The 21,875-nt window shown below is 68.4% G+C and carries 20 protein-coding genes; 11 read left to right on the forward strand and 9 right to left on the reverse strand.

Translation table 11 applies throughout. The features are described from left to right. Window positions 1-23: 23 nt before the first annotated feature. The 3 genes from ACWGKQ_RS32645 (at window position 24) to ACWGKQ_RS32655 (ending at window position 2,496) form a co-directional block, all read left to right on the forward strand. Window positions 24-404 carry a YybH family protein gene (locus ACWGKQ_RS32645; protein ID WP_351708201.1) on the forward strand — a complete coding sequence of 127 codons (381 nt, stop codon included), beginning with the start codon at window positions 24-26 and terminating at the stop codon, window positions 402-404. A gap of 84 nt (window positions 405-488) precedes the next feature. Further along, the gene (locus tag ACWGKQ_RS32650) at window positions 489-1,166 is read left to right on the forward strand and encodes a response regulator transcription factor (protein ID WP_453295609.1); all 678 of its coding nucleotides are present in this window, start codon (window positions 489-491) and stop codon (window positions 1,164-1,166) included. A gap of 40 nt (window positions 1,167-1,206) precedes the next feature. Continuing rightward, window positions 1,207-2,496 carry an ATP-binding protein gene (locus tag ACWGKQ_RS32655; protein ID WP_453295610.1) on the forward strand — a complete coding sequence of 430 codons (1,290 nt, stop codon included), beginning with the start codon at window positions 1,207-1,209 and terminating at the stop codon, window positions 2,494-2,496. Between the two features lie 178 nt (window positions 2,497-2,674). On the opposite strand, the gene ACWGKQ_RS32660 is transcribed toward ACWGKQ_RS32655, so the two are convergent. After that, window positions 2,675-3,136: a winged helix-turn-helix transcriptional regulator gene (locus tag ACWGKQ_RS32660; RefSeq protein ID WP_453295611.1), complete on the reverse strand. Its 462-nt coding sequence runs from the start codon at window positions 3,134-3,136 to the stop codon at window positions 2,675-2,677. 133 nt (window positions 3,137-3,269) lie between these two features. Here ACWGKQ_RS32660 and ACWGKQ_RS32665 point away from each other — a divergent pair, with 133 nt between their 5' ends. From ACWGKQ_RS32665 to ACWGKQ_RS32685, 5 genes are all read left to right on the forward strand, one after another. Further along, the gene (locus ACWGKQ_RS32665) at window positions 3,270-3,887 is read left to right on the forward strand and encodes a nuclear transport factor 2 family protein (RefSeq protein ID WP_453295612.1); all 618 of its coding nucleotides are present in this window, start codon (window positions 3,270-3,272) and stop codon (window positions 3,885-3,887) included. Beyond that, window positions 3,884-4,822 (forward strand): MBL fold metallo-hydrolase, encoded by a 939-nt coding sequence (locus tag ACWGKQ_RS32670; RefSeq protein ID WP_453295613.1) that lies wholly within the window; start codon window positions 3,884-3,886, stop codon window positions 4,820-4,822. Before ACWGKQ_RS32665 ends, ACWGKQ_RS32670 begins: the two co-directional genes overlap by 4 nt. A 288-nt stretch (window positions 4,823-5,110) precedes the next feature. Next, window positions 5,111-5,473: a hypothetical protein gene (locus ACWGKQ_RS32675; RefSeq protein ID WP_453295614.1), complete on the forward strand. Its 363-nt coding sequence runs from the start codon at window positions 5,111-5,113 to the stop codon at window positions 5,471-5,473. 231 nt (window positions 5,474-5,704) lie between these two features. Further along, window positions 5,705-6,355, forward strand: a complete 651-nt coding sequence (locus ACWGKQ_RS32680; RefSeq protein WP_453295615.1) for a DsbA family protein — start codon at window positions 5,705-5,707, stop codon at window positions 6,353-6,355. A gap of 39 nt (window positions 6,356-6,394) precedes the next feature. After that, the gene (locus ACWGKQ_RS32685; RefSeq protein WP_453295616.1) at window positions 6,395-7,204 is read left to right on the forward strand and encodes an MBL fold metallo-hydrolase; all 810 of its coding nucleotides are present in this window, start codon (window positions 6,395-6,397) and stop codon (window positions 7,202-7,204) included. An 84-nt stretch (window positions 7,205-7,288) separates the two neighbouring features. Here ACWGKQ_RS32685 and ACWGKQ_RS32690 read toward each other — a convergent pair whose 3' ends face one another. Continuing rightward, window positions 7,289-8,242, reverse strand: coding sequence for a helix-turn-helix domain-containing protein (locus ACWGKQ_RS32690; RefSeq protein WP_453295617.1), 954 nt, complete (start codon window positions 8,240-8,242; stop codon window positions 7,289-7,291). 170 nt (window positions 8,243-8,412) lie between these two features. Between ACWGKQ_RS32690 and ACWGKQ_RS32695 the strand changes: the two genes are divergently transcribed. Next, a complete protein-coding gene (locus tag ACWGKQ_RS32695) occupies window positions 8,413-9,003 on the forward strand; it encodes a flavodoxin family protein (protein WP_453295618.1) in 591 nt (196 codons plus the stop codon). Window positions 9,004-9,392: 389 nt separating this feature from the next. On the opposite strand, the gene ACWGKQ_RS32700 is transcribed toward ACWGKQ_RS32695, so the two are convergent. The 7 genes from ACWGKQ_RS32700 to ppgK all read right to left on the reverse strand — a co-directional run bounded on the left by ACWGKQ_RS32700 (window position 9,393) and on the right by ppgK (window position 18,782). Next, complete coding sequence (locus tag ACWGKQ_RS32700) at window positions 9,393-10,580, reverse strand: AAA family ATPase (RefSeq protein ID WP_453295619.1); 1,188 nt, start codon at window positions 10,578-10,580, stop codon at window positions 9,393-9,395. A 1,207-nt stretch (window positions 10,581-11,787) separates the two neighbouring features. Beyond that, entirely contained in the window at window positions 11,788-13,197 is a 1,410-nt protein-coding gene (gene zwf / locus ACWGKQ_RS32705; RefSeq protein ID WP_453295620.1) for a glucose-6-phosphate dehydrogenase, read from the reverse strand. Window positions 13,198-13,245: 48 nt separating this feature from the next. Next, on the reverse strand, window positions 13,246-13,938 hold the full coding sequence (gene pgl, locus ACWGKQ_RS32710) for a 6-phosphogluconolactonase (RefSeq protein ID WP_453295621.1): 693 nt from the start codon (window positions 13,936-13,938) through the stop codon (window positions 13,246-13,248). 5 nt (window positions 13,939-13,943) lie between these two features. Further along, window positions 13,944-14,975: a phosphogluconate dehydrogenase (NAD(+)-dependent, decarboxylating) gene (gene gnd, locus ACWGKQ_RS32715; RefSeq protein ID WP_453295622.1), complete on the reverse strand. Its 1,032-nt coding sequence runs from the start codon at window positions 14,973-14,975 to the stop codon at window positions 13,944-13,946. Then, window positions 14,942-15,886 carry a transaldolase family protein gene (locus tag ACWGKQ_RS32720; protein WP_453295623.1) on the reverse strand — a complete coding sequence of 315 codons (945 nt, stop codon included), beginning with the start codon at window positions 15,884-15,886 and terminating at the stop codon, window positions 14,942-14,944. The genes gnd and ACWGKQ_RS32720 overlap by 34 nt, the downstream gene beginning before the upstream one ends. Next, a complete protein-coding gene (gene tkt / locus ACWGKQ_RS32725) occupies window positions 15,883-17,949 on the reverse strand; it encodes a transketolase (RefSeq protein ID WP_453295624.1) in 2,067 nt (688 codons plus the stop codon). Before tkt ends, ACWGKQ_RS32720 begins: the two co-directional genes overlap by 4 nt. A gap of 59 nt (window positions 17,950-18,008) precedes the next feature. Further along, a complete protein-coding gene (gene ppgK, locus ACWGKQ_RS32730) occupies window positions 18,009-18,782 on the reverse strand; it encodes a polyphosphate--glucose phosphotransferase (RefSeq protein WP_453295625.1) in 774 nt (257 codons plus the stop codon). Between the two features lie 315 nt (window positions 18,783-19,097). Between ppgK and ACWGKQ_RS32735 the strand changes: the two genes are divergently transcribed. Both ACWGKQ_RS32735 and ACWGKQ_RS32740 read left to right on the forward strand, forming a co-directional pair. Next, the gene (locus ACWGKQ_RS32735; protein WP_453295626.1) at window positions 19,098-19,901 is read left to right on the forward strand and encodes a Cof-type HAD-IIB family hydrolase; all 804 of its coding nucleotides are present in this window, start codon (window positions 19,098-19,100) and stop codon (window positions 19,899-19,901) included. Between the two features lie 435 nt (window positions 19,902-20,336). Continuing rightward, window positions 20,337-21,701: a glutamate decarboxylase gene (locus tag ACWGKQ_RS32740; RefSeq protein WP_453295680.1), complete on the forward strand. Its 1,365-nt coding sequence runs from the start codon at window positions 20,337-20,339 to the stop codon at window positions 21,699-21,701. Window positions 21,702-21,875: the final 174 nt, after the last annotated feature.

Consider the following 21,875-nt stretch of genomic DNA (forward strand, 5'->3'; position numbering starts at 1 on the left):
ATCCCATTCTGAAAGGAACGACCATGCCGACTCCCATCACCGACCCGGCGCAGCTCCCCCCGGCCTTCGAGAAGGCCATGAACTCCGGGAATCTTGACGAGGTCCTGAGCCTGCTCGCGCCCGGTGCCGTCATGCGTACCGTCACCGGTGAGACCGTCACAGGTCAGGCGCTGCGCGACTACACGGCCGGGTCGATCGCCGGCAACGCCCAGCTGTCCAACGGCCCGTCGCGCATCGTGGCCGGCGACGACATCGCGTTCATCAGCGAGGAGTGGACCCTCGAGATCACCGGTCCCGACGGCAACCGGAAGAAGGCCACCGGCACCACTGCCAACGTCGCCCGTCGTGGTCAGGACGGCACCTGGCGCATGGCCATCCTCAACCCCCTCGGCACCGCCGCCTGAGCGTCCGTGGGCGGCCGGGCTTCGCTGAACGTCCTGAAGATCCTCTTCAGCGCCTGGCGCGACCGATCGGGCAAGGTAGAGGGCATGCGTGTGCTGGTGATGGACGACGACACCCGTCTCGTGGAGCTGCTCCAACAGGGCCTTCGCGCAGAGGGTTTCGCGGTGGACGCCGCGAGCGACGGCCTTGACGGTCTCGCCAGGGCGGCGGCGGAGACCTACGACGTGATCATTCTCGACGTCATGATGCCGGGCCTGAACGGCTACAAGGTCTGCGCCCACCTGCGGTCGATCGGCGACAACACCCCGATCCTGATGCTGACGGCGAAGGACGGTGAGTACGACGAAGCGGAAGGGCTGGAGACCGGGGCGGACGACTATCTGACGAAGCCCTTCTCCTTCGTCGTCCTCACCGCCCGGCTGCACGCCCTGATACGTCGCACGCGCCCGGAGCGGCAGATCGTCCAGCACTTCGGGGACCTGGAGATCGACACCGGAGCCCGCCGCTGCCGCCGCGCCGGTACGGACATCGCCCTCACTCCTCGCGAGTTCGATGTCCTCGCGCTGCTCGCGGCAACGCCGGACATCGCCATCAGCAAGGCCGCGATCCTGGACCGGGTATGGGACAGCGCGTACGAGGGCGGCCCGAACATCGTGGAGGTCAACGTCAGTGCTCTTCGCCGGAAGCTCGACCGGCCCTTCGGCCGGGCCAGTATCGAAACCGTGCCCGGCGGGGCCTACCGGCTCCGCTCCGACGGGGCGTGACCGCGGACACCACCGGCGCCGGTGGCTGCGGCCGCAGACCGTGCGTGTCCGTGCCACCGTCGCCGTCGCACTGGTCGCCAGCCTTGCCCTCGCCGCCTGCTCGGTGGTCCTGCTCTACGCCGTCCACACCAACCTGGTCGCCTCCGCCCAGAACGCGGCTCGTGACCACGTCGACAAGGCAGCCCACCAACTCGGCTCAGGGATGACTCCGGCCGACGTACAGGCCGCCCTGCCGGACATCGTCCTGGACACCGCGCCCCCTGCCGACGCGTCGTCCACCGCGTCGGCAGACCAGGGTGCCAGTGCCAGTGTGAGCACGCCCACGGGGCCGATCCTGGTGCAGGCGTTTGCGAACCGTGCTCCCGCGCATACCGCCGTCATCACTCTGACCTGGGCCCTGGTCCCCTGTACCGCCCTGCTGGTCCTGCTGGTGGCCTACCTGACGTGGTACGCCATGGGCCGGGCCCTGCGACCGGTGGAGAACATCCGTGCCGAGTTCGCCGACATCACCGCCCACAGTCTCGAGCGGCGCGTCCCCGTCCCCGACTCCGACGACGAGGTCGCATCGCTGGCGGAGACGATGAACGGCACTCTCGATCAACTCCAGCGCGCCGTCGGCCGCCTGCGGACCTTCACCTCGGACGCCTCGCACGAACTGCGTGGCCCCCTCACCACCCTGAAGGCCCGTCTCGAGCTGGCCCTGGCCCGTCCCGACCGGGCTGAATGGACCGCGGTCGGCAGCGAGGCGCTGCGCGACACCACACGTCTTGAGGACATCGTCGCCGATCTGCTGCTCCTTGCCCGCCTGGATGCGCGCCAGCCCCTGAAACTCCAACCCCTGTGCGTGACCGACCTCTTGCGACGGACCCTCGCCGAGCGCTACCCCGGTCGACCTGTCGTCCTCGTGGCGGACCCCGACCCCGATGAGACGGTGCTGGGCAGTCGTACGGCACTCGCCCGCCTCTTCACGAACCTCCTCGACAACGCCCTGCGCCACGCACACAGCACGGTGACGGTTCAGGTGCGGCACACGGAGCACGACGTGGTCGTCGAGGTGAGCGACGACGGCCGGGGCATCCCCGAACCCGACCGGGAGCGGGTCTTCGACCGTTTCACGCGTCTGGACAACGCCCGTACCCGCAGCGAGGGAGGCACTGGTCTCGGCCTCGCCATCGCCCGCGACATCGCGACCGCCCACGGGGGGACGCTCACTGCGGAATCGCCGCGGACCACCGACGGGGGTGCCCGTCTGCTCCTGATCATCGCCAGGCAAGCGGGCGACCGCGTGCCTCCGGTACCCCGGACCGGGGACCCGGGCACGCTCCGCTGAGCGGCGGATCCGGTGGAAGTGACAGCTCCGATGGCGCTGAACCGCTCCCGGGCGCCGACCGGAACACGCGGTGGGCCGCGGGACCGGCGCGGAAGACACGGCTCAGGGCCCGGCTTGTGGTGGGCGGAGGCGGCCGGCGCGAGGTTCCGGGCCGGAGGGCGTGCGAGACGCTAGGCGCTCAGGGTCGTATCTGCGGCGGGTGGGTGCCTCCCACCACGGCCAGGTCCTCGAAGCGGATCTCCTCGCCGCAGGCTGCGCAGTCCGCTCGGGTGTGCAGGACGGCACCGCATCGGTGCTGGAACTCCGCTGTGGCGATGCCGTCGCGGCAGTACGTGTCGCCCCACTCCTTGAGGGCGGCGAGCACGGGGAGCAGGGCCCGGCCCGCCTCCGTGAGGACGTATTCGTCTCGCGGCGGATGCTCGCTGTAGCGCCGCCGTTCCACGACGCCGGCCGTCTCCAGCCGGCGCAGCCGTGTGGACAGCAGCGTCCGGGAGAGTCCGACGGCGTCGGCGATCTCGGAGAAGCGCCGGTTGCCGTACAGCAGCTCGCGCACGATCGGCAGCGAATGGCGTTCGCCGACGACTGCCACCGCGTCGGTCACAGAACAGACACGGGGTGTCGGTGCAGATTCAGTACTCACTGTGCTAGGTTAGCGTCACCAGTGAGTACATTTTTTGTACCCACTTCTCCGGGTGTGGCCGCCGCCCTCGACGGGGTCCGGTGCGGCCGTACGACGGTCAGCCCCCGTTTGCGAACGACAAGAGGCGAACGTCATGAGCAATGAAGCCAACAAGCAGGTCGTCCTAGCGGCCATCGACGACACCACCGGGCGCAAGAACCAGGTGCACCGTGTGCTGGCACAGGGGGACTTCGTCGTGACTCACGCCACGACGACGTTCCCCGACGGCGGCCGGGCCGCAGCCTTCGATCTCTGGCAGATCGGGGATGGGCAGATCACCGGCCACTGGGGTGACCAGGAGCCGATCGTGGAACAGACCGCCAACGGTCACACCCAGGTCGACGGCGCCGCCGTCACCGACACGGCGGCCGACACGGACGCCACGCGCAGGGTGGCGGAAGAGACGGTGCGCACGATTCTGGTCGACAACGACTTCTCCGACCTGGACCACTACCTGGCGGGCGAGTCCTACATCCAGCACAATCCCCGCTTCGCCGACGGCATCAGCGGGCTGGCGGCCGCACTGGGTGAGTTGGCGAAGTCCGGCCAGTCCCTCAAGTACTCCGACGTACTGGACGTCGTCGCCGAGGGGAACTTCGCCTACGTCCGTTCGACGGGCGTCTTCGCGGGCGCCGACTTCGTGTTCCACGACCTGTTCCGGGTGGCGGACGGGCGAGCCGTCGAGCACTGGGACGTCATGGTCCCCAGGTGAAAGGGGCAGCCGAGCTGTCCGGCCCCGTCAAGGTGCCACCAGACAACCACCACACGGAAAAGGGCGTGGCAGAGATGGTCTCCCAGACCGGTTTGGCGTACGAAGTCTTCATCTCCGATCCGATCCCCACCAGCGTCACGGATCCCATTCCCGACGGAGAGCTGTTCTCCTGGTCGCCGATGTCGACCACGCTGATCCATGGGGAGAGGAACGCGGTGCTGGTCGATCCACCGCTGACGATCGAGCAGGCCCGGAGGGTGGGGGACTGGGTCGAACAGTCGGGCAAGCACCTCGAACACATTTTCATCACGCACGGCCACGGTGACCACTGGTTCGGCTCCGGCCCTCTGGTCGAGCGCTTCCCCGGCGCCGTGGTACTCGCCGGCGAGGACAGCATCCGCCTCATGCGGCAGCAGAGCTCGGCGGAATTCAGAAAGGCCCAGTGGGACAACCTGTTCCCCGGTCAGATCCCGCCGACTCCCGTGCTCGCACAGCCCGTACCACCGCAGGGATTTCTTCTGGAGGGCAACGTCCTGCGCTCCGTCGAAGTCGGGCACAGCGACACCGACGGCACCACCGTGCTGCACGTTCCCTCGATCGGGCTCGTCGTCGCCGGCGATGTCGTCTACAACGGCGTGCACGCGTACCTCTCCGAATCCGCGGATGGCGGGCGTGCACAGTGGCTTCAGGCACTCGACACGGTCGAGCGCCTCGCGCCGCGCCACATCGTCTCCGGACACAAGAACAAGGCACTTCCGGACAGTCCGGCCACCATCGAGGAAACTCGGCAGTACATCCGTGACGCGGACCGGCTCCTGAAGGAGACAACGAGCCGGATCGAATTCTTCGACGCCATGTGCTCCCTTCATCCCGAGCGCCTCAACCGGGCAGTCGTGTGGCTCACGGCCACCGCGCTCATGGACGCACAGAGCTGAACTGCGAAAGCAAAGGCTGCCGTGCCGTCCGGGTATCCCTGTCCTTCCGGGCTTGAGGCCTGCGATTGCGCTGTCATCACCGATGGCCGGAAGGATCTCTTCAAGGACCGCGGTGCGTGCCCGAGGGTGCTGCGCCCGAGACTTCAGGTGCTGAAGGGGATCTTCAGGACGTTCAGCGGATCTTCAGCAGGCAGGGGCGAGAGTTGCCTCGTTCTCGATCCCGAGGGACCCGGGGCCGGACGCGTGCCGGTACCCCTGTCTCCCTCCACCTGCGAAGGAGTTGATCACATGAAGCTGCGTACGAGTGGCATCTCGCGTCGTCAGGGTGCCGTGATGGCCGGCGCACTGGCCGTACTGCTCGCCTCGGGCGGGGTTGCCGCTGCGGCCTCGACCGGCGGCGGTACCGCCAAGCACGACGGCGTCACGATCTCCGAGGCGCCCGGCAACCCGCACCCGCACCACATCAAGCCGGGCACCGCCAAGAAGCTGCGCGACCTCACCGTCGTCGAGGGCGGCCCCGTCACGGCCGAGAAGCCGTCCCTTGTCGAGGTGCCCGGCGCGAAGCCGAAGGACTGGGTTCCCGGCGAGGCCACGCCGGTGAAGGGCGCCCCGGTCGTCGTCGGCGGCGAAGGCAACACCACGCTGCGCTAGCCGCACAGCGACAGGGCAGACGTGGGGCTGCCGCGTCGCAACCACGAAACGCCCGGCCGGACATCTCCGGCCGGGCGTTTCGCCCCCGAGGGGATCGCCGGGCAGTCGGATTTTGACCATGGTCAGTCGTCTGCGTATCCGGCAACGACGTACTTCTGAACATAGCTTTGACGGTGTCGGCCCGACCGATGCAGAGAGCCGGGTGACGGATTCCGGAAAGGACCAAGCGCGATGAGTTCTGTGGAGCGCATTCGGCTGACCTACGCCTTCGACGCCTACTGCGGCTGGTGCTACGGCTTCGAACCCGCCTTGCACGAGTTCGCCACCACCAACGCGGACCGGATCGAGCTGCGAGTGCTGTCCGGCGGTCTGTTCACCGGCTCCCGCGCACTTCCCGTGTCGTCCTACCCGCACATCCCCGGCGCCAACGAGCGCATCACCCAACTGACCGGTGCCACTTTCGGCGACGGTTACCGGGCCGTGCTGGCGGACGGAAACGCGGTGATGGACTCCGCCGACGCCGCCACCGGCCTGGTCGCGCTGCGCAGCCGGCCAGGCGTGAACGCCCTGGAAGCGGCGGCCGCGATGCAGCGTGCTTGGTACCGTGACGGCCGCAGTCTCTCCGCCGCCGGGGTGTACCGGGAGCTCGCGGCCGAGCTGGGTCTGGACGCCGAGGCGGTGGCGGCCGCGTTCGCTTCGCCCGCCGCCCGTGCCGAGGCGGAGGCCGACTTCCTCGAGGTGCGCCGTCTGGGCGTCGATGCCTACCCGACGCTGCTGCTGCACACCCCCCACGGCACCGACCGCCTGGGCGGCCCGATCGCCTCGGCCGACGCGCTCACCCAAGCCCTGGACCAGCACGTGGCCGCCACCACGGCCGCCTGAAGCCACCCCCCCCCGCAACCCCCGAAGGGCAGTGCACCCATGTCCAGCCTGACGTATTCCGTTCACACGGCCGGCGACACCGGCCTGAACAAGTCGTCCGTCCTCGTCACGGGCGAGCGCGAAGCACTCCTGGTCGACGGCCAGTTCACGCTCGCCGAGCAGCACCGGGTCCTGGCGGGCGTCATCGACAGCGGCAAGGAGCTGACCACCGTCGTGGTCACCACCGCCGACCCTGACTACTACTTCGGCCTGGAGGTGATCCGCCGGGCGTTCCCGGAGGTGCGGATCGTCGCCACCGCCACCACCGTGGAGCGGATCAGGAGCAGTTGGCAGGGCAAGCTCAAGACCTGGGCACACCTGGGCAGGAACCTGCCCACCGAGGTGATCGTCCCGGAGGTGCTGCAAGGAGACCGCGTCAGCATCGAGGGCCACGACTTCGAGCTGCGCGGCGGCCACCCCGACCTGGTCTGGCGCACCGAGTACCTGTGGCAGCCCGAGGACCGCGCGGTGGTGGGTGGGGTCCTGCTCTTCGCCGGTCTGCATGTGTGGACCGCCGACACCCCTACGCCGCGTGAGCGGCACGCCTGGGCCGAGACGCTCACCGAGATGGAGCGGCTCGCCCCGCGGTTCGTGATCGCCGGCCACCGTTCCGCCGACTCCGCCACCGATGCCTCGGTGATCGGCTTCACCCGCACCTACCTCGCCGAGTTCGAGGAGGAACTGGCCGAGCACGGCGACGACTCCGAGGCCCTGAAGTCCGCGATGCTCCAGCGCTACCCGGACCTGGGCCTGGCGGTGGCTGTGGATTTGGGCACCAAGGTCGCCACCGGCGAGATGCGCTGGGGCTGACCCGCACTCACTACGGGCCCGCCGGATGACGGCGGTCTCCCGCTCGGCCGGGACCTGCCGTGACCGCGTCTTCGGGAGCGACGCTCACCAACCAGGTGGGGTGGCGTGGGGCGTTTCGCTCCCGCCGTCCTCCGAGGAGTGGCCGCGGACGGTCGCGCGGAAGGCGATCGGTGACTGGCCGGTGCGCTGGTGGAAGAACTTGCTGAAGTTGGTGGCACTGGTGAAGCCCAGTTGCGCCGCGACACGGGCGGCTGATTGATCGCCGTGCGCCAGCAGGCGTTTGGCTTCCAGGACGACCCGCCGGTCGATGAACTCCTTCGCCCCCACCCCGGCTCCGGTCAGCGCGGCCCTGGAGAGGGTGCGCGGTGAGTAGCCCAGTTCTCGGGCGTAGTCCTCCAGGCGGCGGGTGCGGGTGAAGTCGCGTTCGACCGCGTCACGGAAGCGGAGGAATGCCTCCCCCGGATCCGGTGCCGGGCTGCCCACGGGCGCGGTGCGCTGCGAAAGGCGCAGCACGAGGACCGCCAGCAGGTGGCGCAACACCGCCACGTGAGCTTCCAGGGAGATGCCGCGCAACGCCTGGAACTCCAGCGCCAGATGGTCCACGGCCAGCTCCAGCGCGTGACGGTCCTCGGGACCGGGAACCTGGAGCGCGGGGGCGTACGGATCGTCCATCCGCGCTGCGGCCGCGGTGGCCGGATCCAGGAAGTCGCCCTCGAAGAGGACCAGGGTGCCCTCGGCGTCGTCCAGATCACCCCACTGCTGCACCTGACCAGGTCGGGTCCAGAGCCAGGAGCCCGGCTCAAGGGCGTAGCCGGTGAAGTCCACCGTGTGCCACAACGAGCCGCTGGAGAGGGTGATCAGGTGGTGGAACGTGGGTCGCTGCGGTGCCTGCAGCCGTCCTTCGCCCATGTGGACGGCGGCCCGCTCCCGCAGGTCGGCCAGAGAGATGATCTCGATGCCGGCAGGTGTGCCGACGGCGGGAGCGAAGCCGATGTCCGCGATCTCGCGCGATGCGTCCTGTCGTTTTCTCACCGTCATCAGTAGCCACCATCACGCAGGGAACCAGGCCGATGCCAGCGTAACGGAGTAGCCCTCGCACCCGAGTGTCGGATTTTAACCATGATCTGTCAGCGTCGTACCTGGTTCACCTCCGAGGGCGCCAATAAGTTGAATATCGAAGCTTTCACTTTCAAGCGTAGGAGGTACTTGTGACTTCGCCCATCGTGTCCATCGCCTATCACTCCGGCTACGGCCACACCGCCGTCATCGCCGAGGCTGTCCAGCGTGGCGCCAAGGAGGCCGGCGCCGTAGTGAACCTGATCGCCGTCGGTGAGATCACCGACGCCCAGTGGAGGCAGCTGGACGCCTCGGATGCGATCATCTTCGGTTCCCCCACCTACATGGGAACCGCTGCCACCGCCTTCCACGGCTTCGCGGAGGCCAGCTCCGAGCGTTGGTTCGGGCAGGCCTGGAAGGACAAGCTGGCGGCCGGATTCACCAACTCGGCCTCCAAGGCGGGCGACAAGCAGTCGACTCTCCAGTACTTCGCGACGCTGGCGTCGCAGCACGGTATGCACTGGATCGCGCTCGGCCTGCCGGGAGGCTGGAACTCGTCCAAGGGGAGCGAGAACGATCTCAACAGGCTGGGCTTCTTCCTGGGCGCCGCCGCTCAGTCCAACGCGGATCAGGGGACCGAGGGGGTGACGGCCAGCGACATCGCCACCGCCGAGGCGCTGGGGCGTCGCGTCGCGGATGCCGCCACCACGTGGCTGGCCGGCCGCGCCGCTCGCGCCGCCTGATCCCAGGCCGTTCGCCCCGGCGCCGGGTTTCCGTACGGCGCCGGGGCGGGCGGCGGACCTTGTCCTTCTTACGACGATCGTCCCGACCAGTGTCCGAGCGAAGAGAACGGCCGCCCAAGAAGAGGCCTTCTTGAAGTTGTCTACCTGGTGGCGCTGACCTGCACGGATGTGCCTCTGCTGGCCTCTGGCATGCGCGGATGGATCTGCCGGGTCTTGTCACGGCCGCGGGGACGTGCCCCGGCCTCGCGGTGGGTGGTGAAAGCCATGCCCGAAGAGATCCAGACGACCGGCAAGGTGGTCAGCGTCAGCGCGAACCGCTATGCGGAAATCGTCACTGAGCTGCGGAAAGTGGTCGAGACGTCCAGCCGCATCCAGTTCACGATCGGCGACTACGCCCTGGAGGCCGAGCCGATGCGCGAGCACGGCGGCTCGGCGCCGGCCGCCGTGATCGCATCGGCTACCTGTTCGACGGTATGTCCGTCGGTGTCGATGCGCAGATCACCGATCCCGGCATCTTCCAGGCTGGCGGCCGATGCCACCGACTGGTCGGCGACGTGGAGCAGGCGTGTGACGGACTGCCCCCGCAACGGGTCGCCCGGTTGGGCCCAACTGCCGCCTTGTCCACGGGACATGATGCGTTCCGTCAGGTGCTGCCGTCCGGCGTGCAGTCGGCACAGCGTGAGCTCGGCCGCAGGCATCGCGTCGGAGTACGCCTTGACCGTGGCCTCGTCCTCGACCGGGCCGGACATGATCAGGCACTGGGCCCCGACCGCACGGTAAGTCCGCCACACGGCGGCCAGGTTGCGGGCCTTGACCCGGTGGTTGGCGGGATCATCCGGAACCGGGCGGCAGAAGCCGAGCTGGTCGAGATCGAGATACGCGGCGGTGGCACCAGCACCCAGGACTCTTCGGTAGACCTCGAAGCCGACCGTCGACTTGCCGACGCCGGTCGCGCCGCACAGCCACAGAACCGGAAGATCAGCGGAAGGCTCCGCCCGCGCCAAGGCCGAGCTCCTGCCCACAGCGGTGACCGCCGACGGCTCGGGCGCGTCAGCTGACCGGCCAAGAGCCGTGGCCGGCCATCCGCCGGTTCGCTCCCCGACACGCCGCGCCACCTCGTTCACCAGCAATCCGCTGGTGTCGACGCAGGCATCCGCGAAGGTGCTCGCGTCCAGGGCGTCGGCTTCCCGCAGCACCTCGTCGACCAACTCGGCAGGGCCTCCGCGACCGGTGAACCGCTGCTGAAGCACCTCCCGGTCGGCACGCAGGCGGCAGACCGTCACCGCGGCCTGCGGAATCTGGTCGACGTGCACTCCGCAGGCGGGATCGACGACACCCGAAACGATGAGACACCGGGCGCCGGCCGCCCGGAAACCGGCCACCACCGCATCAACGTTGCGTGCCTTCAGACGGTGTCGCCCTGGATCCCCCGCAGGCTCGGGGTAGCAGATCCCCAACTGGTCAATGTCAACGAAACCGCTCTCGATCCCGGCCCGTATGAGGTGGGAGTACAACTCCCAGGCGACCGTGGTCTTACCGACTCCTGGCGGACCGCAGAGCCACAGCACGGGGAACACGGCGCCCCTCACCAGCTTGCCGCCAGATCCGGGCGACGCGCCGTGAGCTCCGGAAGCGCGGCTTCGATGACAGAGGCCATGGCCCCGGATTCTCTCCATCGCGCACGTACTTGTCGACAGATTTTGGCGCGCTCGCGGAACGCCCCCACGAGGATCAGGAACAGGCACTGAGCTTGTTCTTTAACCTCGGTCCTGCCATGGCGGGGTGGCTGGCGGGTCTGAGCGTGAGCGGTCGAATCGGGATGCACCGCTGTGCAAGGCGGTTGCGTACTCACTGCGGCCTTGTTCTCTGGGCGGTTCCGGGATCCGCGTAGCACTGAGTACGACTTCATCAGCCTGATCATTGTGCGGTGTCCTGGTTGCGAGAAGGCCGCTCGTGTCGTTCCAGCGCCCGAAGACTCTGATCCCGGGGGTCGGATCCTGTTCAGGCCGCGGCATCGCTGCGGGAACGAGCGCCCTGGTACGACACCGGGCAGAAGATGACGTTGGTGGCCCGTCTTCCGGCATGGATCAAGCGGGCGAAGAACCGGGGCGAGATCCTGCGGGCCGTCAGCCGCATCCAGGCCTCGCTGGTTGCCGCCTGACCTGCTCACCGGCGTTCAGACACCACTCGAACTCGGTCTCTGGTTGGGCTGTTCAACGGACACGCGGGCGGCACCTCCGCACGATCATGTGCTCTGACCAAAGAGGCACTTGACCAGTGCGAAGGCCGTAAGGGTGAGTCTGATGCCTGATGCCGTTCCGGCGGAGGCGTTCGCGAACGCCTCACGCTTTCGGGACGACGGTGAACTCCTCACCCGGACGCATCCAGTGATCGGTTCCCCACGGCTCGACCCAGAGGCAGACCATGCTGCTGGTCTCGTTTCTCACACTCGTCTTGGACACGCTCGCACCCTGACCAGCAACATGATCGGCCGGACACGTGAGGACCCCCGTCGGCTTGCTCCGGCGGGGGTCCTGCGTAGACGGGGAGGTGCGTGCCTGCGCAGCGGTCCGGATCCCCTTGCTGTGCAGCAGATGTGACGCCACGTCAAGCAGTAACTCTCCCGGTGGACAACCCCCTTGACCTGGTGACTCTCCTGGAGTTCCCCAGCCTCTGCTGCCCGCCCGGCTGCCCCACCTCGCGCGGGCGATATCCGTTGCGGTGGTTGACCCACCGTCTCCAGGGGCGCAACCGGCGGTTCACCGGGTCCGGGGCGTGACGGTGTCAGTCGGGAGACCTCTCCGGCAGCCATGGTTCGTGCCATCGCGGGTATCCGGCGACGAGCTTGCTCGCGCCCGCCGGGCCCCAGGTCCCCTGCCGGTAGAGCTCGGGGTCGCCGGGCGCCTCCAGCAGTGGCTGGACGATTCGCCACGTCTCCTCCACCGAGTCCTCCCGGGTGAACAGGCTGGCGTTGCCTTGCATCGCATCACTGAGCAGGCGCTCGTACGGCTCGGGTGCCTCACCGAGCTCGGCCGCGAAGAGGAGGTCAAGGTCCACCAGCTGCGTGTCCTGCTTGCCCGGCTGCTTGGCCTGGATGCGGAAGTTCATGCCAGGGCTCGGATCGATCCGCAGGATCCACTGGTCGGGCTCGGGCGCGAAGTGCTCCGCGAACGCAAGCCGCGGCGGGCGCTTGAACATGATCCGGATCTCGGTCACTCGTTCGGGGAGCGACTTGCCGGCGCGGATGAAGAACGGCACCCCGGACCAGCGCCAGTTCTCGACCTCCAGCCGCAACCCTACGAAGGTCTCGGTGCGCGAGCGCGGCCGCACGCCGGGGACCTGCAGGTACCCCTCGTACTGCCCGCGGACGTAGTGGGCCGGGTCGGCGTCGGGGATCGCCCGGAACACATCAACCCGGCGGTCCCGGAGCGCGTCCGCATCGGCGGCTGATGGCGGCTCGGACGCCATCAGGGCGAGCAGCTGCAGCAGGTGGTTCTGCACGACGTCGCGGAGCGCGCCGACCGGGTCGTAGAAGTGGCCGCGGTCCTCGACCCCGAAGTCCTCGGCCATGGTGATCTGCACGCACGAGATGTGGTCGCGGTTCCACACCGGTTCGAACACGGAGTTGGCGAACCGCAGGAACAGGATGTCCATCGCCGGCTCTTTGCCGAGGAAGTGGTCGATCCTCAGCAGCTGATCCTCATCGAGGAGCTGACGCAACTCGGCGTTGAGGGCGCGCGCCGACGCGAGGTCATGCCCGAATGGCTTCTCCACGACAACCCGGGCGCCCTTGGTCATCCCTGCGCCTGCCAGGCCCCCGACCACCCGGGCGAACAGCGACGGCGGGATCTCCAGGTAGAAGACCGGGCGCCGCTTGCCGTTGACCGTCCGGGCGAGGCGATGGAACGTCTCCTCGTCGGTGTAATCGCCCTGCACATAGCTGAGTCGGGCGGCGAACCGGGCAAAGACGCTGTCGTCGAGCGGCTCGCCCGTTGCCTTGATCGCCGCGCGGGCGTGGTCACGCAGCGCGTCGTCGGACCAGCTGTCGCGCGCCACTCCGACGATCGGGCAGGTCAGCAGCTTGCGCCGCTCAAGCCGATAGAGCGAGCGAAACGTCATCTTTCGCGCGAGGTCGCCGGTGATCCCGAAAATGACCAGCACGTCTGCGGGAACGTTCGATGAGTTCAAAGCCATCTGATCCCCCTTACGGGGCCGGCACGGCAAAAGGGTTGGGCGTCATGGTCATGCTGGCGACTGGGCGTCGGCGCGCGCCGGGCCCTGGCCGGCCGCCGCGTCCGCGAGGATGAGCGACGCCGCCGCCTCGACCCGGCCGGCGGGAATCGACCGGTCTCCCGTGACGAGCCTCGAGAGCGGTTCGCGCTTGTCCGCTCCGGTGATGAGCCAGAGCACTTGCCGGGCGCGGGCGAGCGCGGGGTAGGTGAGTGTCATGCGCTGGTGGCCCATGTAGGGGGCCGTCAGGGCCACCAGCCGGTCCGAGACTTCGAGCACCGGGTCCCGTGGCACCAGCGAGGCGGTGTGCCCGTCCGGGCCGAGGCCCAGGTGAACGAGGTCGAAACGCTCGGGCAGGGACCGCCCGTAGGCGGCCGCCGCCGCGTCAAGGTCGGCGTCGTTCACGGGCATCGCGATGACCTCGGCCGGGGCCGCACCGAGGCTCTCTCGCAGGTGGGTGAGGTTGCGGTCCGGGTCGCCGTCGGGCGCGACGCGTTCGTCGACCTGGAACACCGCCACGTGCTCCCAGGGGACGTGCTCATGTGCGAGCCGCGCGAACATCGCCCAGGGCGTGTGTCCCCCGCTGACGGCGAACGTGAATCGGCCGTGGGCTTGCACGCAGGCCCGGGCCAGCCGCGCCACGAACGCCGCCGCGGAGCCGGCGACCTCATCGGGGCCGGCGACGACTTGGAGTTCGTGATGCACAGCCCTCAGCCCTTCTTTTCGGCGTGCCCGCCGAACTCCGAGCGCATCGCCGAGAGGATCTTGTCGGTGAACTCCCCGGCCTGCCTGGACTCGAAGCGCTCGTAGAGCGAGGTGGTGATGACCGGTACCGGGACGCCTTCGTCCACGGCGGCGAGGACGGTCCAGCGGCCTTCCCCGGAGTCGGAGACCCGCCCGGCGAAGCCGTCGAGGGAGGGCGAGCGGGCGAAGGCGTCGGCGATCAGGTCGACCAGCCACGAGCCGACGACCGAGCCGCGCCGCCAGACCTCGGCCACCTCTCCGACGTCGATGCCGTACTGGTAGGCCCACGCATCGCGCAGGGGCGTCGTCTCCGCGTCGACCTCTTGCCGGCTTGTGCCGGCGTCCGCGCGCTTGATGATGCTCAGGCCCTCGGCGATCGCGGCCATCATCCCGTACTCGACCCCGTTGTGGACCATCTTCACGAAGTGCCCGGCGCCGTTCGGTCCGCAGTGCAGGTACCCGAGCGGGGCGGTGCCCCCGGTCCGGGTCCGGCTCGGGGTCGGCTCGGCGCTGCCCTCTCCGGGAGCGATCGTCTTGAAGATCGGGTCCAGATGGGCCACGACCTCGTCCTCGCCGCCGATCATCAGGCAGTAGCCGCGCTCCAGGCCCCAGACTCCACCGCTGGTCCCGCAGTCGACATAGTGCAGCGACTTGTCGGCAAGACGCTTGGCGCGTGTGATGTCGTCGCGGTAGTAGGAATTGCCGCCGTCGATGAGGATGTCGCCGGGCTCCAGCAACGGCTCGAGCTGGTCGAGGATGGAGTCGACGATCGCAGCCGGAAGCATGAGCCACAGCGCCCGTGGTTTGTCCAGTTTCGCAACCAGATCCTGGAGTGAGTCTGCGCCCGTCGCGCCCTCGCCGGCCAGTTCGGCGACTGCGTCCGCGTTGACGTCGGACACGACGCAATGGTGGCCGTCCCGCATCAGCCGACGCACCAGGTTCGCCCCCATCCGGCCGAGCCCGATCATCCCGAGCTGCATGGGCTTGTCTGTCGCCATGTGGTGCCTCCTAGTCCTTGAGCGTGCGGTAGTGCCGGATCAGCGCGTTCGTGGACGAGTCGTGGCAGGGTGCCGTCGGGCATCGTGTTGACCGTGAGCGGCGCGGCCAGACCGTGGACGTAAAGCATGTCGGAGGCGGCCGGGTCCTTCGTCCTCGTGCCGGCCCAGAGCAGCCGCTGCATGCGCGCGCCGGCGTTCTCCAGCCGCTGGAGGCGCTGCGAGCCCATCACTTCGCGGTACGCCCGGTACAGGTCGAGGCCGACGGCGAGCGCGAGGGTATCGGTGAGGCCGGCCGGTGCGGTGTCCTTGACCGCCACGTCCCAGCGTGACACGAACACCGACGGGACCGATCCGACAGCGGGGTCGTGGTCGGCCTGCACCCGGCGCTGGACGCCACGCAGGTAGGCGTCAGCCGCGGCCCGGTACTGGTCTGCCGAGCACAGCAGTGCCACGTTCACCGGAACGCCCGAGGCGATGGCCTCCTCGATCGCCGGCAGCCCCTCGGGCGTCCCGGGGATCTTGATGAAGAGGTTGCGCAGGTCGGCCCTGGCGTGCAGCGCCTTGGCGGCCGCCACCGTGCGCTGCGTGTCGTAGGCGAGCAGCGGCGAGACCTCCAGCGAGACCCAGCCGTCCACGCCGTCGGTGCGTTCGTGGATGGGCAGGAACAGGTCGACGGCCGGCTCGAAGAACAGCTCCTCGCCCGTGCGCCCGCCCGCCGCCTTCGCGCGGATCGCGTCGTCGTAGTCACCGGAGCCGATCGCCTTGTCGAAGATCGAGGGGTTGGAGGTGAGCCCTGCCACCGAGTACCGGTCGATGTACTGCTGGATCTGGCCCGTACCGAGCATCGAACGGGTGATGTTGTCCAGCCGGATGCTCTGGCCCTGCTCATGGAGCGCCTGGGTTGCGTTCACGCCCGCTCCCTGCCGGCGGCCACGCACTCGCGGGCAACCTGGGTGACCTTCTCGGGAGTGAAGCCGAATTTGGTCAGCAGCATCTTGAGCGGCGCCGATGCCCCGAAGGTGTGCATGCCGACGACCGCTCCGCCGTCGCCGACGTAACGGTCCCAGCCGAGGGTCGCCGCCTGCTCGATGGCGACCCGGGCCCTGACCCCGGGCGGGATGACCGAGTCGCGGTATTCCTTGGGCTGGCGGTCGAACAATTCCCAGCAGGGCATGCTGACCACGCGAGCCGTGAGGCCTTCGGCGGCGAGCTCGTCACGGGCCGCGAGCGCGAGGTGCACCTCCGACCCGGTGGCGAGCAGGACGACGTCGGGCTTGCCGTCCACCGCGTCGACCAGAACATAGGCGCCCCGGGCCACCCCGGATGCGGCCCCCATCTCGGAGCGGTCGAGGGTCGGCAGTGCCTGACGGGAAAGGACCAGCACCGCCGGCTCGTGCCTGAGCGCGGCGACGACCCGCCAGGTCTCGACGACCTCGTTCGCGTCGGCCGGGCGGAACACCAGCAGCCCCGGCATCGCGCGCAGCGACGCGAGCTGCTCGACCGGCTGATGGGTGGGACCGTCCTCGCCGACCCCGATCGAGTCGTGGGTGAAGATGTGCACGACCGGGATCTCCATCAGCGCTGAAAGCCGGATCGCGCCGCGTGCATAGTCCGAGAAGATCAGGAACCCCGACCAGTACGGGCGCAGCTTGGTCAGCGCCATCCCGTTCGTGATCGCGGTGGCGGCGTGCTCGCGGATCCCGAAGTGCAGGTTGCGCCCCGAGCGGTCATCGGCCTGGAAGTCGCCGGCGCCGGAGAACGTGAGGTTGGTCTTGGTCGACGGTGAGAGGTCCGCCGACCCGCCAAGCACCCACGGCACGGCTTGGGCAAGCGCGTTGAGCACCTGGCCGCTGGAGTCACGGCCGGCGATGCCCTTGGGGTCGGCCGGGAAGGTCGGCAGCGCCGACTCCCAGCCCTCCGGCAGCTCACGCCGCTGGATGCGCCCCAGCTCGTCGGCGAGCTCGGGATGGGTGGCCGAGTAGGCCTCGATTCGAGCCTCCCAGCTCGTCCGGGCTTCGCGACCGCGCGCGCCGATGCCTGCGGCGAAGTGCTCGTAGACGCCGTCGGGAACGAAGAAGTCCTTGTCCTCCGGCATCCCGAGGAATCGCTTGGCCGACTTGACGCCCTCCACGCCGAACGGCGCGCCGTGCGCCTTCGGGGTGTCCTCGACCGGTGACCCGTAGCCGATGTGGCTGTGCACCACGATGAGCGTCGGGCGCTCGTTCTCGGACTTGAAGGTGTGCAGCGCGCGGGCCACGGCGTCGAGGTCGTTGGCGTCGGCCACGGTGGTGACGTTCCAGCCGTAGCCGATGAACCGGGCCGCCACATCCTCGGTGAACGCGATATCGGTGTGGCCCTCGATCGTCACCCGGTTGGAGTCGTAGATCCAGCAGAGGTTGGACAGCCGCTGATGGGCCGCGAGCGAGGCAGCCTCCGAGGAGATCCCCTCCATCATGCAGCCGTCGCCGGCCATCGCGTACACGTCGAAGTCGAAGACGGTGAAGCCGTCGCGGTTGTACCGGGCGGCGAGCCACTGCCCGCCGATCGCCATCCCGACCGAGGTCGCGACGCCCTGGCCGAGCGGGCCGGTCGTGGCCTCCACGCCGCTGGTCCACCGGTACTCCGGGTGCCCGGGGCAGCGCGAGCCGAGCTGGCGGAACGTCCTGAGGTCGTCGAGGGTCACGGCGTTCCGGCCGAGGACCTCGTAGTCGGGGTCGACAGCCCGCACGCCGGTGAGGTGGAGCAGCGACCAGAGCAACGCGGAGGCGTGTCCTTCCGACAGCACGAAGCGGTCGCGGTTGGGCCAGATCGGGTCGGCCGGGTCGAAGCGCAGGAAGCGTTGCCAGAGCGTGTACGCGACCGGAGCGATTCCCATCGGTGTCCCCGGATGGCCGGAGTCCGCCGCCTGGATGGCGTCCATGCACAGAGTGCGCATCGTGTTGACGGAAAGTGTTTCCAGGTCGTTGCTGCTCAATGCGAGCCTCCCTGAAGGTGCTGCCCCTGCGCCCCTGCGCTCATATCGAGCGCGGCAGACTAGGGTTGAGCTTTCCCGGCCGGGGCGATGAGCGCCGCGCCGACAATGCCCGCATCGTTCAACAGCTGCGCCGGCACGATCTCGGTCCTGAGTTCGATGTACGGCAGGAACTTGTCGGCCTTCTTGCTGACGCCGCCACCGATGACGATCAGGTCGGGCCACAGCAGCCGCTGGACGAGCTCGAGATACGTCTCCAGACGGTGCGCCCATTTCTTCCAGGACAGGTCGTCGTGCTCGCGCACCGACTCCGCGGCCCAGTCCTCGGCATCCCCGTGGTGCAGCGGCAGGTGCCCCAGCTCGCTGTTGGGCACCAGGAACCCGTCGGAGAAGACGGCGCTGCCGATACCGGTGCCGAGCGTCACCATCACGACGACGCCCTTGCGTCCCTTGCCGACGCCGAAGCGCATCTCGGCGATCCCGGCCGCGTCGGCGTCGTTCACCACCTTCACGTCGCGGCCGGTCGCTCGTGCGAAGAGCTGGGCCGCGTCCGTCTCCATCCAGGCCGGGTCGATATTGGCCGTCGTCTGGACTCTGCCGCCCCGGATGACTGCCGGGAGGGTCAGCCCGACCGGTCCTGGGACGCCGATCTGGGAGAGCACCTGCACGACCACGTCCGCGACTGCCGCCGGGGTCGCCGGATGCGGCGTCGGGATCCGGACCCGCTCACCGATGAGGCTGCCGAGCTCGAGGTCGACCGGCGCTCCCTTGATACCGGTCCCGCCGATGTCGACCCCCAGTACGTGGGCCGTCTTGTCCTGACTTGCCTGCGCCACTGCCCGCTCCCCTCAGGGGCTGGCCCAAAATGTGTTGCTTGAAATTTGGACATCAAACCCCGTAAGAGATTCGCCATACAATTCTCAATACTCCCACATATTCTTTATATTCGCCACATCGCCCTTATGGGGTTATTTTGAAGATTGCTGGGTATATTCAAGAATCGCGCACCCTAAAAGGCATCGGCCTTCCCCTCTGCTCAAGGGGAACGCGAAATCAAGCCGACCGGGAACCCGTCACCCAGATCCCCCGCATCCACGAGCCGATGCCTCTCCCCACACGGACCGGCAGCGACCAGAGCTTACGGAGGCGTGATGTCAACCCGCCCGATCCGCCTGCTTCTTGCCGACGTCGATGGCACTTTGGTCACGAGCGACAAGGTCCTCACCGACCGCGCCGTCCGTGCGGTCCACAAGCTCTACGACGCCGGCGTCCTCTTTGCGGTGACCAGCGGGAGACCGCCCCGAGGCATGTCGATGATCATCGAGCCCTTGACGCTGGCCACTGAACTCGCCGCCTTCAATGGTGGTCTCATCGTCAACCCGGATATGACCGTTGTCGAGCAGCAGGTCGTTCCCGCGGAGGTGGTGGCCCCGGTCGTCGCGCTGATGGAGTCGTTCGGCCTCGGCGTCTGGATCTACCGGGGTGCCGACTGGTACGTCCGCGACGTGAAGGGGCCACACGTGGATCGTGAGAGCTGGACGGTGCAGTTCGCCCCCACGCTCGTTCCCGGCTTCGACGGGCTCGAGCAGGGCACCGCCAAGGTCGTCGGGGTCAGCGATGACCACCAGGTCGTCGAGGCGGCCGCGGTCGCAGCTCGCGCGCAGTTCGGCGAGCATGTCTCGGCTGCCCGCTCGCAGCCCTACTACCTCGATGTGACCCATCCGCAGGCCAACAAGGGCGGTGTCGTCAAGTACTGGTCCGCCAAGCTGCAGATTTCCCCCGAACAGATCGCCACGATCGGCGACATGCCCAACGACGTACTGATGTTCGCCCACTCGGGACTGTCCATCGCGATGGGCAACGCCAGTCACGAGGTCCAGCGCGCGGCGAGGCGGGTTACGACGAGCAACGAGGAGGAGGGCTTCGCGAACGCGGTCGAGCAGTTCATCCTATGACCCGCGTCACCGCATGCCCGCGCCTGGCGCCCTGAGCCTGAGACCTGGTCTGGTCAAGGCTCGATCTGCGGGTCGAACCGTTCGGCAGCATCGACCGCTTCGACGTCGCGATCGGCGGTGCGGACCAGGTGCGCCGGACGGCTGGCTCGTCAAGGGCGGCGGCGCCGCGCACACCAGGGAGGGTGGCGCGCTCCACCTGGACGCCCGGCACCGCGCCCGCTCCGCATAGGTGGGGGTCGACGGCAGACGGGATGGGCGTTGGGCGGGTCGGTGCGTGTGGGCAGGCGAGCCGACGAACTCCGGGGGCTGGTCGGTGCCTTTTCTCAAAGAAAGGGCTATTCCGTTCGCGCTGGGCCGCAGCCAGTTCGGAGCCTCACTTTTCCATCTCGGCGTGTCCCTCGCCGAGGCGGGCACCGGCGCTGTTTGAATCGCCATATGACTAAGGGTGACGACGCGGCTCTTTTCGGCAACAGATTCTTGACCGTGCCCGCTCCCTCGGAGACCTTCCCCGAGGAAGGCATGCCTGCGACGGACGCAATGAGGCTGCTGGATGTGGACCTCGCCATGGAGGGGGACCCGCAGCGTAACCTCGCCACGTTTGTCACCACGTGGATGGAGCCGGAGGCGCAACGGATCATCGCCGAGAATCTCCACCGCAATTTCATCGACCATGCGGAGTACCCGATTTCCGCCGAGATCGAGCAGCGTTGCGTGCGCATGCTCGCCGGCCTCTTCAACGCGCCGGGCAGGACGACCGGATGCCGGACCCAGGGCTCGTCCGAGGCGATCATGCTCGGGGCGCTGTCGCTGAAGTGGAAGTGGCGGGAGCGCCGCCGGGCGGCCAATCTGTCGGTCGACCGACCCAACTTGGTCTTCGGCGGGGACGTCCACGTCGTGTGGGAGAAGTTCTGCCGCTACTTCGACGTCGAGCCGCGGATCGTGCCGCTTGCCGAGGGCAAGTACACGATCGGCCCGGAGGACGTGGAGCCTCACCTCGACGGGAACACGATCGGCGTCGTCGCCGTCCTCGGCACCACGTTCACCGGCCACAAGGACGACGTCGTCGGGATCGACAAGCTCCTGCGGGACGTCCGCAAGGAGCGGGACCTCGACATCCCGATCCACGTTGACGGAGCCAGCGGCGCATTCGTGTGGCCCTTCCTCTACCCGGACTCGAAATGGGACTTCCGGCTCGAGCACGTCCGTTCGATCAACGTCTCGGGACACAAGTACGGCCTGGTCTACCCCGGCATCGGCTGGCTGGTCTTCCGCGAGGAGTCCGACCTGCCCATGGACCTGGTGTTCCACGAGAACTACCTGGGCAAGACCGACGCGACGTTCACGCTGAACTTCTCCACCGGCGCGTCGATGGTGCTCGCGCAGTACTACAACTTCGTCCGGCTCGGTCGCCAGGGCTACACCTACGTCATGAAGATGTTGCAGGAGAACGCCCACACGTTGGCGGACAACCTGCGTAGCAGCGGCCGCTTCGAAGTGATCGGGAGCGACCTCGAGCAGCTGCCGCTGGTTGCTTTCCGCCTCGCCGGCAAGCACGCCTACGACGAGTCCGACGTCGCCTGGCAACTCTCGGCCGAGCGCGGCTGGATGGTGCCGGCGTACACGCTCCCGCCCAACGCGGAGCGGGTGAAGATCATGCGCGCCCTGGTCAAGGAGACCCTGAGCCGCGAGCAGATCGATCGCCTGAGCCAGGACATCACCGACGCGTGTCGCACATTGGACGACAAGGGTGCGACCCATGAGATCGAGCGGACCCAGGTCAAGCGCGGCACCGGCTACTGACGCACCTCTGCCCTCCCCGGTTGCACACATCTGCCGGCTCTGAGGGCGTCTCCACCGCGGACCTGCCTCGGGTAGATCTGCTGCGCGTGCCGGATCGAACGGTCTGTCCGAACCAAGGGCGCCACGCCCGGGCCTCGTCCTCCGGCTGCCGGACGCGCACAAGGACCTGCGGAG

This window comes from Streptomyces sp. NPDC054770, assembly GCF_053611985.1.

Coding starts and splice junctions, on each gene's coding strand:
- ACWGKQ_RS32645 (WP_351708201.1), top strand. CDS start 24: ATGCCGACTCCCATCACCGACCCGGCGCAGCTCCCCCCGGCCTTCGAG.
- ACWGKQ_RS32650 (WP_453295609.1), top strand. CDS start 489: ATGCGTGTGCTGGTGATGGACGACGACACCCGTCTCGTGGAGCTGCTC.
- ACWGKQ_RS32665 (WP_453295612.1), top strand. CDS start 3,270: ATGAGCAATGAAGCCAACAAGCAGGTCGTCCTAGCGGCCATCGACGAC.
- ACWGKQ_RS32675 (WP_453295614.1), top strand. CDS start 5,111: ATGAAGCTGCGTACGAGTGGCATCTCGCGTCGTCAGGGTGCCGTGATG.
- ACWGKQ_RS32680 (WP_453295615.1), top strand. CDS start 5,705: ATGAGTTCTGTGGAGCGCATTCGGCTGACCTACGCCTTCGACGCCTAC.
- ACWGKQ_RS32685 (WP_453295616.1), top strand. CDS start 6,395: ATGTCCAGCCTGACGTATTCCGTTCACACGGCCGGCGACACCGGCCTG.
- ACWGKQ_RS32690 (WP_453295617.1), bottom strand. CDS start 8,242: ATGACGGTGAGAAAACGACAGGACGCATCGCGCGAGATCGCGGACATC.
- zwf (WP_453295620.1), bottom strand. CDS start 13,197: ATGGCTTTGAACTCATCGAACGTTCCCGCAGACGTGCTGGTCATTTTC.
- gnd (WP_453295622.1), bottom strand. CDS start 14,975: ATGGCGACAGACAAGCCCATGCAGCTCGGGATGATCGGGCTCGGCCGG.
- ACWGKQ_RS32735 (WP_453295626.1), top strand. CDS start 19,098: ATGTCAACCCGCCCGATCCGCCTGCTTCTTGCCGACGTCGATGGCACT.
- ACWGKQ_RS32740 (WP_453295680.1), top strand. CDS start 20,337: ATGACTAAGGGTGACGACGCGGCTCTTTTCGGCAACAGATTCTTGACC.